The sequence below is a fragment of the Peribacillus sp. NPDC096447 genome (assembly GCF_044762725.1).
In the GTDB taxonomy this organism is placed as follows: Bacteria; Bacillota; Bacilli; order Bacillales; family DSM-1321; genus Peribacillus.
In genome coordinates this window covers 25,264-39,997 of sequence record NZ_JBIWEV010000007.1, presented here as the reverse complement: position 1 = coordinate 39,997, position 14,734 = coordinate 25,264, and the positions used below count along the sequence as shown (strand labels likewise).

19 protein-coding genes are annotated in these 14,734 nt (G+C 42.1%); 11 read left to right on the top strand and 8 right to left on the bottom strand.

What is annotated here, in order from left to right; all coding sequences use genetic code 11:
* Window positions 1–38 precede the first annotated feature (38 nt).
* On the bottom strand, window positions 39–923 hold the full coding sequence (gene cidR, locus ACIQZD_RS21775) for a cidABC operon transcriptional activator CidR (protein ID WP_402906336.1): 885 nt from the start codon (window positions 921–923) through the stop codon (window positions 39–41).
* 163 nt (window positions 924–1,086) lie between these two features.
* Window positions 1,087–1,512 carry a universal stress protein gene (locus ACIQZD_RS21770; RefSeq protein WP_137020306.1) on the bottom strand — a complete coding sequence of 142 codons (426 nt, stop codon included), beginning with the start codon at window positions 1,510–1,512 and terminating at the stop codon, window positions 1,087–1,089.
* Window positions 1,513–1,676: 164 nt separating this feature from the next.
* Here ACIQZD_RS21770 and ACIQZD_RS21765 point away from each other — a divergent pair, with 164 nt between their 5' ends.
* The 5 genes from ACIQZD_RS21765 (at window position 1,677) to ACIQZD_RS21745 (ending at window position 7,043) form a co-directional block, all read left to right on the top strand.
* A complete protein-coding gene (locus tag ACIQZD_RS21765) occupies window positions 1,677–2,072 on the top strand; it encodes a MerR family transcriptional regulator (RefSeq protein ID WP_402906332.1) in 396 nt (131 codons plus the stop codon).
* 74 nt (window positions 2,073–2,146) lie between these two features.
* Window positions 2,147–2,914, top strand: a complete 768-nt coding sequence (locus ACIQZD_RS21760) for a 3-hydroxyacyl-CoA dehydrogenase (protein WP_402906330.1) — start codon at window positions 2,147–2,149, stop codon at window positions 2,912–2,914.
* Between the two features lie 81 nt (window positions 2,915–2,995).
* A complete protein-coding gene (locus tag ACIQZD_RS21755) occupies window positions 2,996–4,141 on the top strand; it encodes an acyl-CoA dehydrogenase family protein (RefSeq protein WP_402906328.1) in 1,146 nt (381 codons plus the stop codon).
* A 33-nt stretch (window positions 4,142–4,174) separates the two neighbouring features.
* Entirely contained in the window at window positions 4,175–5,326 is a 1,152-nt protein-coding gene (locus ACIQZD_RS21750) for a thiolase family protein (RefSeq protein ID WP_402906326.1), read from the top strand.
* Window positions 5,327–5,459: 133 nt separating this feature from the next.
* Window positions 5,460–7,043, top strand: a complete 1,584-nt coding sequence (locus ACIQZD_RS21745; RefSeq protein ID WP_402906324.1) for a fatty acid--CoA ligase — start codon at window positions 5,460–5,462, stop codon at window positions 7,041–7,043.
* 381 nt (window positions 7,044–7,424) lie between these two features.
* Here ACIQZD_RS21745 and ACIQZD_RS21740 read toward each other — a convergent pair whose 3' ends face one another.
* From ACIQZD_RS21740 to ACIQZD_RS21730, 3 genes are all read right to left on the bottom strand, one after another.
* Window positions 7,425–7,610 carry a YfhD family protein gene (locus tag ACIQZD_RS21740; RefSeq protein ID WP_101225951.1) on the bottom strand — a complete coding sequence of 62 codons (186 nt, stop codon included), beginning with the start codon at window positions 7,608–7,610 and terminating at the stop codon, window positions 7,425–7,427.
* A gap of 108 nt (window positions 7,611–7,718) precedes the next feature.
* The gene (locus tag ACIQZD_RS21735; protein ID WP_081088510.1) at window positions 7,719–7,841 is read right to left on the bottom strand and encodes a YfhE family protein; all 123 of its coding nucleotides are present in this window, start codon (window positions 7,839–7,841) and stop codon (window positions 7,719–7,721) included.
* Window positions 7,842–7,894: 53 nt separating this feature from the next.
* Window positions 7,895–8,815, bottom strand: a complete 921-nt coding sequence (locus ACIQZD_RS21730; RefSeq protein ID WP_402906622.1) for a TIGR01777 family oxidoreductase — start codon at window positions 8,813–8,815, stop codon at window positions 7,895–7,897.
* Between the two features lie 125 nt (window positions 8,816–8,940).
* On the opposite strand from ACIQZD_RS21730, the gene recX reads away from it, so the two are divergent.
* Window positions 8,941–9,738 carry a recombination regulator RecX gene (gene recX, locus ACIQZD_RS21725; RefSeq protein ID WP_402906322.1) on the top strand — a complete coding sequence of 266 codons (798 nt, stop codon included), beginning with the start codon at window positions 8,941–8,943 and terminating at the stop codon, window positions 9,736–9,738.
* Between the two features lie 75 nt (window positions 9,739–9,813).
* Window positions 9,814–10,125: a YfhH family protein gene (locus ACIQZD_RS21720; protein ID WP_063234815.1), complete on the top strand. Its 312-nt coding sequence runs from the start codon at window positions 9,814–9,816 to the stop codon at window positions 10,123–10,125.
* A 41-nt stretch (window positions 10,126–10,166) separates the two neighbouring features.
* On the opposite strand, the gene ACIQZD_RS21715 is transcribed toward ACIQZD_RS21720, so the two are convergent.
* Window positions 10,167–10,322: a small, acid-soluble spore protein K gene (locus tag ACIQZD_RS21715; RefSeq protein WP_034305387.1), complete on the bottom strand. Its 156-nt coding sequence runs from the start codon at window positions 10,320–10,322 to the stop codon at window positions 10,167–10,169.
* A gap of 113 nt (window positions 10,323–10,435) precedes the next feature.
* Here ACIQZD_RS21715 and ACIQZD_RS21710 point away from each other — a divergent pair, with 113 nt between their 5' ends.
* Complete coding sequence (locus ACIQZD_RS21710; protein ID WP_101225953.1) at window positions 10,436–10,702, top strand: YfhJ family protein; 267 nt, start codon at window positions 10,436–10,438, stop codon at window positions 10,700–10,702.
* A gap of 50 nt (window positions 10,703–10,752) precedes the next feature.
* Here the strand turns inward: ACIQZD_RS21710 and ACIQZD_RS21705 are convergent, their stop codons facing one another.
* A complete protein-coding gene (locus ACIQZD_RS21705) occupies window positions 10,753–11,730 on the bottom strand; it encodes a metal-dependent hydrolase (protein WP_402906319.1) in 978 nt (325 codons plus the stop codon).
* Between the two features lie 220 nt (window positions 11,731–11,950).
* Between ACIQZD_RS21705 and mutY the strand changes: the two genes are divergently transcribed.
* Window positions 11,951–13,057 carry an A/G-specific adenine glycosylase gene (mutY, locus tag ACIQZD_RS21700; RefSeq protein WP_402906620.1) on the top strand — a complete coding sequence of 369 codons (1,107 nt, stop codon included), beginning with the start codon at window positions 11,951–11,953 and terminating at the stop codon, window positions 13,055–13,057.
* Between the two features lie 164 nt (window positions 13,058–13,221).
* Here the strand turns inward: mutY and ACIQZD_RS21695 are convergent, their stop codons facing one another.
* Window positions 13,222–13,446 (bottom strand): hypothetical protein, encoded by a 225-nt coding sequence (locus ACIQZD_RS21695; RefSeq protein ID WP_061461732.1) that lies wholly within the window; start codon window positions 13,444–13,446, stop codon window positions 13,222–13,224.
* Between the two features lie 68 nt (window positions 13,447–13,514).
* Between ACIQZD_RS21695 and fabL the strand changes: the two genes are divergently transcribed.
* Window positions 13,515–14,264 (top strand): enoyl-[acyl-carrier-protein] reductase FabL, encoded by a 750-nt coding sequence (gene fabL, locus ACIQZD_RS21690; protein WP_230178804.1) that lies wholly within the window; start codon window positions 13,515–13,517, stop codon window positions 14,262–14,264.
* Between the two features lie 81 nt (window positions 14,265–14,345).
* Window positions 14,346–14,621, top strand: a complete 276-nt coding sequence (locus tag ACIQZD_RS21685; RefSeq protein WP_402906315.1) for a gamma-type small acid-soluble spore protein — start codon at window positions 14,346–14,348, stop codon at window positions 14,619–14,621.
* Window positions 14,622–14,734 lie beyond the last annotated feature (113 nt).

Genomic DNA, 14,734 nt, shown 5'->3' with positions numbered 1-14,734 from the left:
AAATCTATGATAGTGCTTACATCAATCATGCTAGAAATTCACTGCTTATGTGATAACGCTTCCCTCGTATATTTCAGCCATTCTTTTGCAGCGTATGAAAGGTAATGGTCCTTACTCCAAATAAATCCTAAATTCCAACTAATGGAGGGATTTTTAACCTTGATTGTCTTTACGCGCTCATCATGACGGCATAAACTTTCAGGTAATAGAGCAACGCCTAGTTTACAGTAAACCATTTCCTCAATAAAATCCCAGCGTGAGCTTTCCGTGACGATATGTGGTGAAAAACCAGCTTCATTACAGGATGAAATGATGAGATCTCGAAGGACGTAATCTTTATTGAATAAGATGAAAGACTCGTTTTCCAGGTCGGCCAAATCAATTTCTTCGACACAAGCATGCGGATGGGAGGGATGAACAATCAAGTTGATGTCTTCTTCCAAAAAAGCAAAATGATGAAAAAGTGCGGTGTTGGTTGGCAGGACTATTACGCCTATATCAATTAAGTCATTTTGAACGGATTCTTCTATTTTCTTTGAACCATCCTCTACTAATTGAAAGGTAATATTAGGATAATCCTCGTGAAAACGGCTAAGTATCCGGGGGAAGAAAGAAGCGTCTATTATCGGCGGAAGCCCGATGCGTATATGTCCCTTTTTCAAACCTAATAAATTGTCCATTTCCGTTTCTAAATTGTGAAAGGCCTTATCAATTAATTTTGCCTGCTCTAAGACGACCCTGCCTGCATCGGTCAAGATCAGTTGCTTGCGTGAACGATCAAAAAGCTCAACACCTAGCTCGGTTTCCAGGTTTTTAATCATCTTGCTGATGGTCGGCTGGGTAATGAATAAATGGTCGGCAGCCCGAGTGAAGCTATTGAAATTGGCTACCTCTATAAAGTATTGCAAATGTTTAATATCCATTGTGTCACCTGTTATCCTTGTTTAAATTAGTTTCATTTTACCTGTAAACGGAAGTGTTTGTAAAACATGATAAGTTTGGAGTTCGTGCACGCATAAATAAGCTGGATTCCAAGGGGAACCCAGCCTAGGAAAGGGCTGGCCATAAAGAGTACTGCCGTGAATATTATTTGACCAGCAAGACGGGAACTGGGGAATGTTGAACGATATAGTGACTCACGCTGCCTAGGAATTCCTTGAAGCCACTCAATCCGCGGCTGCCCATGATGATAAGGTCACAATTCTGGGATTTTGCATGTTCCAATAAAGTCGTGATGGCTGAACCCTCTACGACAAATGTTTGGGATGCATTCGGGATTTCGGATAAAAGCGCTTCCGCTTTTTTAATCACTTCCTTGCCATACTTGAGCATGGATTCTTCAATTTCCTGAAAGGCATTGCCATATATATTTGGTTTGATTGGCAGCGTAACAGCGTGAAGCACCTGGATTTCAATAGCGGGATCCAGCTTCGCTAATTCAATCGCTTTTTCTAAAGATTTAAGTGCCAATTCAGATTCATCATAAGCAACTAATATTTTTGAACATAGCATTGAGCGATCATTCCCTTCTATAAAAGAATATACCCTTAGTATATCAATTTATATCTTTCATACAGTTTCATATATTATAAATTTTGTGAATAATTATTGAAGTTTACGTTAACGTCAATGTTAAAATGAAGGTAAATAATCCCTTTGCAAAGTGTGGTTTTAACATGTACACCATTTCTGATTTAGCAAAAGAATTCGGATTGACGACAAGGACCCTCCGATATTATGAGGAACTGGGTATGCTTAAACCAAAGCGTACCGAAACGGGAAAAAGGGTTTATGGAAAGAAGGAATATGCACAGCTCAAAATCATAATGCGCGGTAAGAAGTATGGTTTTTCGTTAGTGGAAATAAAGGATATCGTCCTTTTATTCGATAAGGATAGGACAGGCATAAAGCAATTGGAAAAAACGATTGAAACTGCAGGACAGAAGCTGAACGAAATAAATGAACGCATTAAAGAGCTGGATGGGTTGAAGCAGGATTTTGAACAGGTAATCAAAGGCTTTACCGAAACCCTTCATGACTTGAAAGTGAACGATAAAACAGGCAAGCGGTGAAATTAATCTTGAAAATAGGTTTTGATGATAGTGAAAGATGAATATATATTCTAGAAACAAATGGGGTGAGGATTTTGGAAATTCAAGAAACGATTGCAGTTGTGACAGGAGGAGCTTCAGGTCTTGGAGCCGCGACAGTAAGAAACATCATTAAAAAAGGTGGAAAAGCGGTCATATTTGACCTCTCTGAGGAAAAAGGCGCTAAAATGGCTCAGGAATTGGGAGATTCAGTCCTATTTATTAAAACGGATGTAACAAGTGAAGAAAGCGTATCGGTGGCGTTGGATGAAGGGATGAAAAAATTCGGGAGCATCAATGCGGTCATCAACTGTGCAGGCATTGCAATTGCAGAGAAGGTCATAGGCAGAAAAGGTACACATGAATTGAAAGCGTTCTCAAAAGTCGTGCAAATCAATTTGGTCGGTACGTTTAACGTAATCCGGCTTGCGGCGGAAAAAATGGTCGAAAATGAGCCGAATCAAGAGGGGGAGCGTGGAGTCATTATCAATACTGCTTCGGTCGCTGCCTTTGAAGGACAAATCGGACAAGCCGCATATAGTGCCTCCAAGGGTGGGATTGTTGGTATGACTCTGCCAATCGCAAGGGAGCTTGCCAGCAAAGGGATACGTGTCGTATCGATTGCACCGGGTCTATTCCAAACTCCGATGTTCGATTCGTTACCTGATGAAGCTAGGACGTCATTAGGGAAAACCGTACCATTCCCATCAAGGCTCGGGTATCCAGAAGAGTACGCTAAACTAACGGAAAGCATCATAACGAATCCAATGCTGAATGGGGAAACCATCAGACTGGATGGGGCCATTAGAATGTCACCCAGGTAAGTTGTTAATTCCTTCAGGGCAATCCATTCTAAATCCAGGAAAAGAGCCTCCGACAAAGAATTAAGAGAGGAGATAAAACAGATGAAACATCCATACCTAAGTGAAGATCATGAGATTTTCCGTAAGTCATTCCGAAAGTTTTTAGAGAAAGAAGCAGTTCCCCACTATGAACGATGGGAAGAAGAGAGGATCATTCCCCGGTCATTTTGGGTGAAAATGGGGGAACAGGGTTTTTTATGTCCGGACCTAGGAGAAGAGTATGGGGGTTCAGGGGTAGATTGGGGCTTTGCAGTCATAATTAATGAGGAATTGGAAAGAGTCGGTTCTGGTTTCATTGGTTTCGGACTTCACAGTGACATCACCGTTCCGTATATTTCCGCATACGGAAATGAGTCGCAGAAACAGCGTTGGCTTCCCAAATGCACGACGGGGGAAATCATTACAGCCATTGCCATGACAGAGCCTGGTACAGGTTCGGATTTGGCCAATATTAAAACGACTGCCATTTTGGATGGAGATCATTACATAGTAAATGGCCAAAAGACATTCATCACGAATGGCATACATTCGGATTTGGTCATCGTTGCCTGTAAAACGGATCCAAATGCCGTTCCGAAACATAAAGGCGTTAGCTTAGTCGTGGTCGAAAGGGATACACCCGGGTTTTCCAGGGGGCGAAAACTGAAGAAGCTTGGTTTGCACAGTCAGGATACAGCAGAGCTCATCTTCGAGGATTGCCGTGTTCCAAAGGAAAACCTGCTTGGTGAAGAAGGCAAAGGGTTTAATTACCTAATGGATAAACTGCAGCAGGAACGACTTGTGGTGGCAATTTGTGCTCAAACCGCATCTGAGGATATGCTGGCCGATACGATTGAGTATGTGAAGGGCAGGGAAGCGTTCGGAAAATCCGTAAGTCAGTTTCAAAATACTCAATTCAAAATCGCGGAAATGGCAACGGAAATCAAAATGGGGCGTGCCTTCCTAGATCAATTGATCGCCAAACATATGGCTGGTGAACAGGTCGTAACGGAAGTTTCGATGGCAAAATGGCGTTTGACGGAGACTGCCAGAAAAATATCCATTGAATGCATGCAGCTCCATGGCGGCTATGGATATATGGAGGAATACAAGATTGCCAGAAGGTATCGGGATGTTCCGGTGGCGAGCATCTATGCCGGGACAAATGAAATCATGAAGAAGATCATCGCTAAGAATATGGGTCTTTAATTTAATAAATAGGATGAGAAGGGAAGAGAGTATATGCGGGAAGTGGTTATCGTTGAAGGGATTCGCACGCCAGTAGGCAGAAGGAACGGTGTCTTGAAAGACGTCCGCCCTGATGATCTGGCAGGGGAAGTATTGAAGAAGCTGATTGAAAAGGCGGGCATCGATCCGGCTAGTATCGATGATGTCATTTTAGGCTGTGTTTCACAGTCGGGCGAACAGGCCGGTGATATAGCAAGGGTTGCTGCACTGATTGCCGGATTTCCGATTGAAGTTCCGGGAACGACGATTGACCGTCAATGCGGATCAAGTCAGCAGGCAGTCCACTTCGCTTCCCAGGCCATCTTGTCGGGTGATATGGATGTGGTAGTGGCCGGTGGAGTGGAAAACATGTCACGAGTTCCCATGGGGTCTAATTATCAAGGTGCTGTAACAAGTCAAAAGTATATGGACCTTTATGAGGTGATCAACCAAGGTTTATCAGCTGAGAGAATCGCCGATAAGTGGGGAATAACACGTGAAGATTGTGATCAGTTTTCCGTGGAGAGTCATGCCAAGGCAATACGTGCTCAAAAAGAAGGATATTTTAACCGTGAAATGATAACAGTATCGGGTACTGATAAAGAAGGAAATCATATCGAAGTTACGGAAGATCAAGGCCCAAGGGGTGGAACTACTCTTGAAGTACTTGGTGGATTGAAACCGGTTTTCCAAGCAGACGGTTTAATCCATGCAGGGAATTCAAGTCAAATCAGTGACGGTGCTGCCGCTTTATTATTGATGGAACGCAGTAAAGCTGAGGAGCTTGGATTGAAACCGCGCTTTAAAGTGCATACACGGGTTGTTGTCGGCTCAGATCCCACCCTGATGCTTACGGGGCCGATTCCCGCTACCCAAAAAGCTTTGGAAAAAGCAGGTCTTACAATTGATGATATCGACATCTTTGAAGTGAATGAGGCTTTCGCTCCTGTACCGATTGCCTGGCTAAAAGAAACGGGGGCAGACCCGAAGAAACTGAATCCAAATGGCGGGGCGATTGCCTTGGGTCATCCTCTTGGCGGAAGCGGGGCAAGATTGATGGTGTCAATGATCCATGAGTTAGAAAGGACGGGCGGCCGTTATGGGCTGCAAACAATGTGTGAAGGCCATGGGATGGCGAATGCGACCATCATTGAAAGATTGGACTGAATCTGGACATTCCATTTATGAATATTCGTAATTCGCACGAAAGTAAAAGCTGAAAAAGGGATGAAGCCGACCATCGCAGGCTTTGCCTGAACTCTTCCTGCTGATGGTGGGCCTACTTGAGGAGGAAAATGATATGTCAGTAACGATTAAAAATATCTTTGATCAGACGGTTCAGGAATTCCCCATTAAAGAAGCTATCTACGACGTGAGAAGAAATATCCGCTATACGTACATTCAATGGAATGAGCAGGTGAATAGGTTGGCGGCGGCCCTTCAAGCGGAAGGGGTGCGAAAAGGGGACAGGGTCTCTACGTACCTTTACAATAATGAAGAGCTTGCAACAGCATTCTTTGCCTGTGCAAAAATCGGTGCAATCTTTAATCCAATCAACTTCCGTTTAATGCCGGAAGAGTTGGCCTTCATCTTGAACGACGCTGCTCCGAAGGTCGTTTTATTCGAACACGAATTGGAAGCGAACGTTGCCGCGGTTGAAAAGCGATTTTCGGAAACGGCCTTCTGGTATATTGATGATGATGTGCCTGGATATGCCAAAGGTTACCGCCAGAAAATGGCCAGTATCTCATCAAAGCCAGAAGAAGTGGATGTTCACGAGGATGATATCTATGCCATCATGTATACGAGCGGGACTACCGGACGTCCCAAAGGGGTCATTCACCTTCATAAAGATATGGTCAAACAAGCAGCGATTTTAATAGAGGCAATGAAGTACGAACGCTCTGATATCGGTTTGATTACAGCACCGATGTTCCATTGTGCCGAATTGCACTGTTCCTTTTTACCTCGTGTACAGGTCGGTGCCGCAAATGTCATATTACATCAGTTTAATCCCAGAAAAGTCATGGAACTGATTGAATCCGAGGGGATCACCAAGTTTTTTGCTGCTCCTACGATGTGGAACATGCTCATTCAGGAAAACTTGGATGATTATAAATTCCAGAGTTTGAAGCTTGGGCTTTATGGAGCAGCCCCGATGGCCCCCTCACTTGTAAGGGCCTGTCAGGAGAAACTCGGCATCCAGTTCATCCAAGCTTATGGAATGACTGAAATGGGTCCCGCCATCACTCTCCTATTGGAGGAAGATCAAATTAGGAAAGCGGGATCTGCCGGCAAGGCATGTTCCGATCATGAAATCATCATTGTCCGTCCGAATGATGAAGGGCCATCGGATCCCGAGGATATGCTTGAACCTGGGGAAACAGGGGAGATCCTTGTGAAGGGTCCATGTATCATGCAGGGTTACTTTCAAAAAGATAGAGAGACCGAAACTGCGCTTTACAAAGGCTGGTACCATTCCGGTGACATCGGTTTCCTGGATGAGGATGGATATCTGTGGGTCAAGGACCGTGTGGACGACATGATCATTTCTGGAGGGGAAAATATTTATCCACGTGAGGTGGAAGATACATTATATGAGCATCCAGGAGTTCTCGACTGTGCAGTCCTTGGTCAGCCAGATGATCATTGGGGGGAAATGGTGACGGCCTTCATCGTAGCCAAAGACCCTTCGCTAGCGGAATCCGACTTAGAAACCTGGTGTAAGAACAGTGAAACACTGGCGAACTATAAACGTCCAAGAAGATATATCTTCAGTAATGAGCTGCCTCGAAACGCAAGTGGGAAGATGCAAAAATTCTTGCTTCGTAAACAGTTGGAAGAAGAAAATGCTGATGGAAAAAGTTTGGGGAACCTTCTTTAATGCGGGGTCAATTTAAAACTATGACAAGTTAAGGTTGGAAAAGTCATTTGGCATGCGATAATACTTGGAGGGAAGACATTTAATAAGACCGTAACAGATAGTTATTATATAAATAATAATCCTGTGGAACAATTAAAGGAGAAAGAATAGTTATCCACAACAATAATGCAGAGCGGTTAGCTTATAATCCCCTTTATCCACATAATCCACAGGGTTATCCAGAAATAACATTATTTTCATGTTGATAAGGTGATTTATTGTACTTGTTTTTTATCAGTATTTTCAGAATATATCCACAATATACACAGGGCTGTGGATAAGCTATGTAAATAAAGAAAACCTAAGGGGCTGATTTACAGCCCCTTGGTTGGTTTCTCCTGCTTATAAGCGGCGATTATGAGCACGGCGGTCAGCCGCATTTGCCCGGGCTTGTGCCTCGATGTCTTCCTGGTCAGCCAGTTCGGAAGAATATTCAACGTCAAGTCCGTCACTTTTCAGGTTTTTAGGAACCTGAGGAAGTTTCTGTTTGTTCTTATCTCGATTATGGTGTATGTTATTGCGTCCCATGTTAGCGCCCCCTAGAATAAAAAATAAGCTGGAGATGAATTCATTAATCATCTCCAGCTTATTTTGTGTTGAGTGGCTGTTCAAAATGTACGGGAAAAAACTCCAAACTTAACGACGGGATTTCTTTTCGGTATATCCACCAGCTCGATCTGCTTTTTTAAATTCGCGAGCATAAAGAATCGCTTGTGTACTAGTTAAGTTACTTTTCTCTTTATCGTGTTTTTTGAGCAATTAGATCATCTCCATTCCACTTAATATCCCTATTTTTTCCTAAAATGACCCTTTCATACGTGAGAATCTTCTTTTAAGATATTTTGTAAAGCTTCTTTAAGGGTTGGAAAGGAGAAGGTGAATCCTTCCTCTTTAAGTTTAGTGGGAAGGACATTTTGCCCTTCAAGTACAAGTATGCTCATCTCCCCAAGCAGTTTCTTGAGGAAGAAGGGAGGTACGGGCAACCAATGGGGCCGGTGCAGGACAGCTCCTATCGTTTTCCCGAATGTATCCATCTGAACGGGGTTCGGTGCCGTAAAATTGACTGGACCTTCTATCCGAGCATCGTTCATGCAAAAGATGATTGCACGGACCACGTCATGGATATGAATCCAGGAAAGCCACTGATTCCCTTTGCCCATCTTTCCTCCGCCGAATAGTTTATAGGGGAGGACCATCATTGGCAGTGCACCGTCTTTTTCTCCAAGAATCACCCCGAATCTTGTCAGGATCAACCTTTTACTGTAAGCGCGTGATTTAGCCGCTTCCTTTTCCCATAGTTGAACAGTACGGGCCAAGAAATCATCACCAATGGATTCAGAGGTTTCGGTAAAGGTTTCATCGTCCGAAATACCATAATATCCGATTGCACTTGCATTAATGATGACGGACACTTTATCAGGCAGTAAGGAAATGATCCGGTTCATCTCTTTGGAAGCTTCGACCCTGCTTTCGACAATCCGGCGTTTTCGTTCAGGTGTCCAACGCCCGCTGTTTAAAGATTCACCAGCAAGGTTAATGAAAACATCGAGCCCCGCCAAGTGCTTTTCCGGCTTTGCTTCCTTGGTCAACCAGCCGATATATGTCAAATTAGTCTGTTTATTAAATTTTTCAGGATGACGGGTCAAAATATATATATCATGATTTTCTTTTGATAATTCATCAATAAGGGCTGTGCCGACAAAACCGCTTCCACCAGCAATGGCTATTTTCATGAAAACCACTTCCTTTCCCTTTCTTTCCTTCACTTTAACATGCCCATGTTCTTTTTTCATTTTTAGACATGCTATATATAGAAATGGTAAACGTAAAGGGGTAAAGTAGGGGTGGGGGTGGATTTATGCCAAACATAACAAAAATAACAACCCAAAAGAAACGTAAAGATCGTTATAACATTTTCGTTGACGAAAAATATGCCTTCAGTGTAGACGAAGAAGTGCTATTGAAATTTCATTTGAAAAAGGGTATGGAACTTGATGACCTGCTTTTGGCTGAAATACAATTCCATGATGAAATCCAAAAAGCATTTACCGATGCACTTAATTATTTATCATACCGGATGCGATCGGAATCGGAAATTCGCCTTTATTTAAAAAAGAAGGAAACGGAAGAGCCGATCATTAAGGAAGCGATACATAAACTTTACAGCTTTAACTATTTAGACGACCTTGAATTTGCCAAGGCTTACGTACGGACCCATGTGAATGGAGGCAATAAAGGGCCCACTACCCTTAAGCTCGAGCTTAAGGAAAAAGGGGTGCAAGAAAAGTTGGTTGTCGAGGCATTGAAGGAATACCCCTATGATATTCAGATTGAACATGCAAGGAAACTTGCTGGAAAAGCGGTCAAAAAGGAAAAAAACATTTCCGAACGAGCTTTAAGGCTGAAGGTTGAACAAACCTTGTTACGGAAAGGCTTCCCTAGAGATGTCATCCATGAAGCACTTGAAGATGTGACGGTTGAAAAGGATGAAGATGAACAATGGGATTCTCTTTGCCACCATGCCGAAAAAATGCAACGTCGATATAAAAACCATGAAGGCTTCGAATATGAACAAAAAATGAAGCAGGCATTATACCGAAAAGGTTTTCCAATAGAATTGATTGAGCGTTATCTTTCCAATCTTGATGGGGATTAAGTGCATTGATAGCCAAATCTCAAAATTTTGTTTAATATAGAGGTAAATTAATATTTCATTTAAGGAGTCATATATATGAGCGACGTAAGATACAGCAAGTTGTCCGCCTATGAACTACAGCAGGAAATTGCAGCGTTGACTGAAAAAGCGAGAAAAGCAGAGCAATTGGGAATGGTTAATGAATTTTCAGTATTGGAACGAAAAGTGACGATGGCCAAGGCCTATTTGTTAAATCCGGATGATTTCAAAAAAGGTGAAATATATCAAATTGACGGAGATCCCGGTGTCTATTTCAAAATTGATTATATGAATGGTGTATTCGCCTGGGGATACCGCTTAGGTGGAAGCGGTAAGGAAGAAGCACTGCCGATTTCAATGTTAAAATAAAAAGGAACCGGGGAAGTACCCGATTCCTTTTGGTGCAACTTTTAATTCGATCGCTCGTTTGATGCTTTCATTCTTTCTTGAGGGTGTGTATTAATACTGCCATCTGCACGCTTTGAAGCATATCTTGCTTTGGCACGAGGCTCGCCTTGGAATTTATTATTGTTTTGGTTGGGGAATCCTTTTTGTTTATTTCGCAAATTTTTCTCCTCCAAGCATCAGATTAAAGACAGAAGCGTTTCCGCTTACCACTAGTATGGGTATGGAACAGTATAGTTCATTCTGTAAAAATATTGGCAATGAGGTGGTTCTAATGAATGATTACCATGAAAGATTAACCAAGATACTGCTTGAGAAAAATGAACACATCACGTATGAGCAGGCTTTGACTTGGGTGGAATTATTATGGGAAGATTTCGAGGCGACCTATGCAAAGGCCGGGCATGAATATGCCGGAGAAGAAATGACATCGCGCGTTGTAAGGACCTGGATTGATAACTATGGTGAGCAATTCCACGAATTCATTGCAAAAAACCCTAAATATCAACAGTTATTAAATCAGCAGAATCGAGTGCATTAAAAAAGCTGATTCCAGAGGGGTTCCCTGGAATCAGCTCTTTTTTCAGTACGCTACAAAATAATATTCAATTTCTTCTGCAGTTTCGCTTCGCTAAAGATCCAGCCGGTATAAGAATTCAAGATATTCAATTCGCTGTCTAAATGGACCACTGCCACAAACGGGTAATATCCATTGCTGCGGTATCTTAAATCGATAAAACGGACTTCATAATATTCTTTTATCTGTTCGATTTCAAAGCGGTAAACCGGCGAAAAGGACAGAAAGGCTGCCAAGTTGATATCCTTCTTGGCGGCTTCGAGAATTTCACTTTCAGGCAATGGCACTCGATCGAACGTATCTAGAATCGTCACATATCCATTATCGGCCCGTGCCACATAATAATTCTTTTCGGTAATAACCGCAATTTTCCAGCGATGAAAACGCATGGTCGGTGATAATAGAATTTTCCTTGCTCCTGGAATTTGCTTTTTGACCACTTTTTTTATAAAAGCTTGTTCCCTGAACCTGGAAATATAATAAATGACGAGTATTCCGTAAATGGAAAGAAATAAATAGCCTGGAGGAAATCCAAAGCCCCATAATATCAGGCCGGCAACATGTATTCCAAAAATGAACGGGTCAAATGTATTGATGACCCCTAAAGCTACCCATTTTGACGAAATCGGCCTAAGAGCCTGGGTCCCATAAGCATTGAATATATCCACGAATACGTGAAGGAAAACGGCTAAAAAGGTCCAAAGCCAAAGATGTAGGTAATTTGCTTCAGGTATGAAGGCGAAAAGTGCTCCGCTGATAATCAAGGGCCAAAGTAAAACAGCGGGAATGGAATGCGTGACTCCACGGTGGTTTCGTATATATACAGCGTTATTCCTTAATTTTAAAACAGTGTCAATGTCCGGAGCTTGTGATCCCAATATCGTACCTGCTATGACTGCACTTGCAGTGACTGGGCTCTGCGCAATGACAGGATCTAATGTGGCAAGACCTCCAAGAGCAATTCCCATGACAAAGTGAGTACCTGTATCCAAAAAACTAACCTCCCTGCCACAATTTGAAAAAAATGGTCTTCTTTCATCATACCGTATTTATATATTAACCATCAAATGAATATAATTTTGATTTATTTCCGTGAACCTATACAAAATAAATGAATATGAACATGATATTAAAAAAAGAATGGCCTACTATAGGTATTCCCAATTTTGATAAGAGTGTAACATCTTTGGAGGAACTGATGTGAAAGAAATAATGATCCCGACAATAGAAAAAATAAAAATCGATGAATTTCAAAAAGATTTGGTTTCCTGGTTTCTCGAAGAACAAAGAGAATTGCCATGGAGGGAAAATAAGGACCCGTACCGTGTTTGGGTTTCTGAAATAATGCTGCAGCAAACGAGAGTGGACACGGTGATTCCTTATTTCAACCGATTTGTGGAATGGTTCCCTACACTCGAGGATTTTGCCAATGCCGATGAAGAGAAAATCCTAAAAGCATGGGAAGGGCTGGGATATTATTCACGTGTAAGGAATCTGCATAGTGCCGTTCAGGAAGTGAAGGCATCCTATAATGGGATTGTACCGGATGATCCCGAGGAAATATCTAAATTGAAAGGTGTCGGCCCTTATACAGCTGGTGCGATACTTAGTATCGCATACGGTAAGCCGGAGCCAGCCGTTGATGGAAACGTCATGCGTGTTTTATCAAGGATATTGATGATATATGAAGACATAGCAAAGCCAAAGACAAGAAAAACTTTCGAAGCAGCCGTCAGAAAGCTGATCGATCATGAGCATACTTCTGCATTCAATCAAGCGTTGATGGAACTTGGAGCATTGATTTGTACACCAGGTAAGCCTGCCTGCCTATTATGTCCCGTTCAAAGTCATTGTCTAGCATTTGAAGCTGGGGTTCAGTCGGAATTGCCGGTAAAAATCCAAAAGAAAAAAACGCGGGATGTACCAATTGTAGCTGCCGTTTTAACGAATGAAAAAGGTGGGTTTTTAATTCACAAGCGAGCACCAGAAGGATTGCTTGCAAATCTTTGGGAATATCCGAATTTCGAAAACCATTCATCCCTTTTGCATAAGAGGGAGTTCTTCGAGAGTCGGTTTCAGGAAATGTATGGCGTCAAACCGGAAATCACTGAATCACTTGTGAGAATTGAACATGTTTTCTCACACCTCGTTTGGAAAGTGGACACGTATATCGGAGTGGTCAAAGAAGCCATCAGTGAAGAGACATTAAGAGAACAGCAACTTAAGTGGGTGAGTGAAGCAGAGATGGATGAGTTAGCATTTCCGGTTTCCCACCAAAAAATGATGAAAGCATATAAAGAAAAAGAGTGTATTGAATAAATGATTATAGTCATTCAATCAATCGTGGGTTCAATCATATTACATTCTTTATATTTTGGGTGCGATTTGTAAATCCGTGGGAACAGGGATATTATGCTAAAAGAGGATATCCGCTAAGATATCCTCTTCCTTTTGTTGATTATTAAAGCGATATCCGTATAAAATCAATCGTAAATGGTTTTTGTTCCATGAGTATAATCTGCTTCTTGTCTATTAAGTCCGCCTCTATTTTCAATTTCTTTGACGATTTCGCTATGGATACTCTGTCCTTCTTGGTTTAAATAAGGTACCATTTGTTGAAGGGAGTGATGAAAATAGGCAAGTTCACTATTTTCCCAATCCGATTTTTTCATCATCGACAACTCTGTCATATCACGTCCAACATACATAACAGTAACACTCCTTAAAAAAATGATTTTAAATACTTGGTGTTTACTCAGAAAGGATGAATAAACGTATGGAACAAAAAGTGGCACTCGTTACAGGTAGCAGTAAAGGTTTAGGCAGAAGCACGGCAATAAGGCTTGCAGAGGAAGGTTACGACCTCGTTATTAATTATGCCCGGAGCAAGTCGAAAGCATTAGAAGTGGCAGCCGAAATTGAAGCATTGGGGCGCAAAGCCCTTGTAGTTAAGGCAAATGTCGGTGACGTTGCGAAAGTGAAAAGCATGTTCGAGGAAATCGATGCTTATTATGGACGTTTGGATATTTTCATTAATAATGCTGCCTCTGGAGTTCAGCGCCCATTGATGGAGCTGGAGGAATCCCATTGGAACTGGACCATGGACATCAATACAAAAGCCCTCCTTTTCTGCGCACAGGAAGCGGCGAAATTAATGGAGAGGAACGGCGGAGGGAAAATTGTCAGCATCAGTTCACTGGGATCCATTCGCTATTTAAAAAATTATACAGCTGTTGGAGTTTCCAAGGCTGCACTTGAAGCCCTGACAAGATATTTAGCGGTCGAACTGGCTGCAAAAAATATTTGTGTCAATGCCGTTTCAGGCGGTGTGATCGATACGGATGCCCTGAAGTCTTTCCCGAATCGGGATGAAATGCTTGCTGAGGCGGCAGATCAGACTCCCGCTGGACGGATGGTCGAGGTGGAAGATATGGTGAATACCATCCTGTTTTTAATTTCCGATGGAGCCAGTATGATTCGTGGACAAACCGTAATAGTTGATGGAGGCATTTCATTGCTTGTTTAATGTAACTGGAAAAATTTAAATGATTTTTGTTGGATAGCACTCCTGGATAATGGTTATCTTATTATCGTGGAGGTGATATCAATGGCTAAAAACATGAATAAATCACAAGCAGGTACTGATGTTCAACAAGTGAAACAACAAAACGCGCAATCTCAGCAAGGTCAAGGCCAATTCGGTACAGAATTTGCTTCTGAAACTAACGTTCAAGAAGTGAGACAACAAAACGCGCAATCTCAGCAAAAAAAAGGTCAAGGTCAAGCACAAGGCCAATTCGGTACAGAGTTTGCTTCTGAAACTAACGTTCAAGAAGTGAAACAACAAAACCAAAAATCTCAAAGCAATAAAAGCCAAGGCTAATTGCCGATGAAAAGCATCCTTCTTTTGAAGGGTGCTTTTTTTGCCTTCCATTGGATTCGACAAATGTTTCGTCGTGTTTACATTTTATGTCAAAGGAAAAGACGGATAAAAAT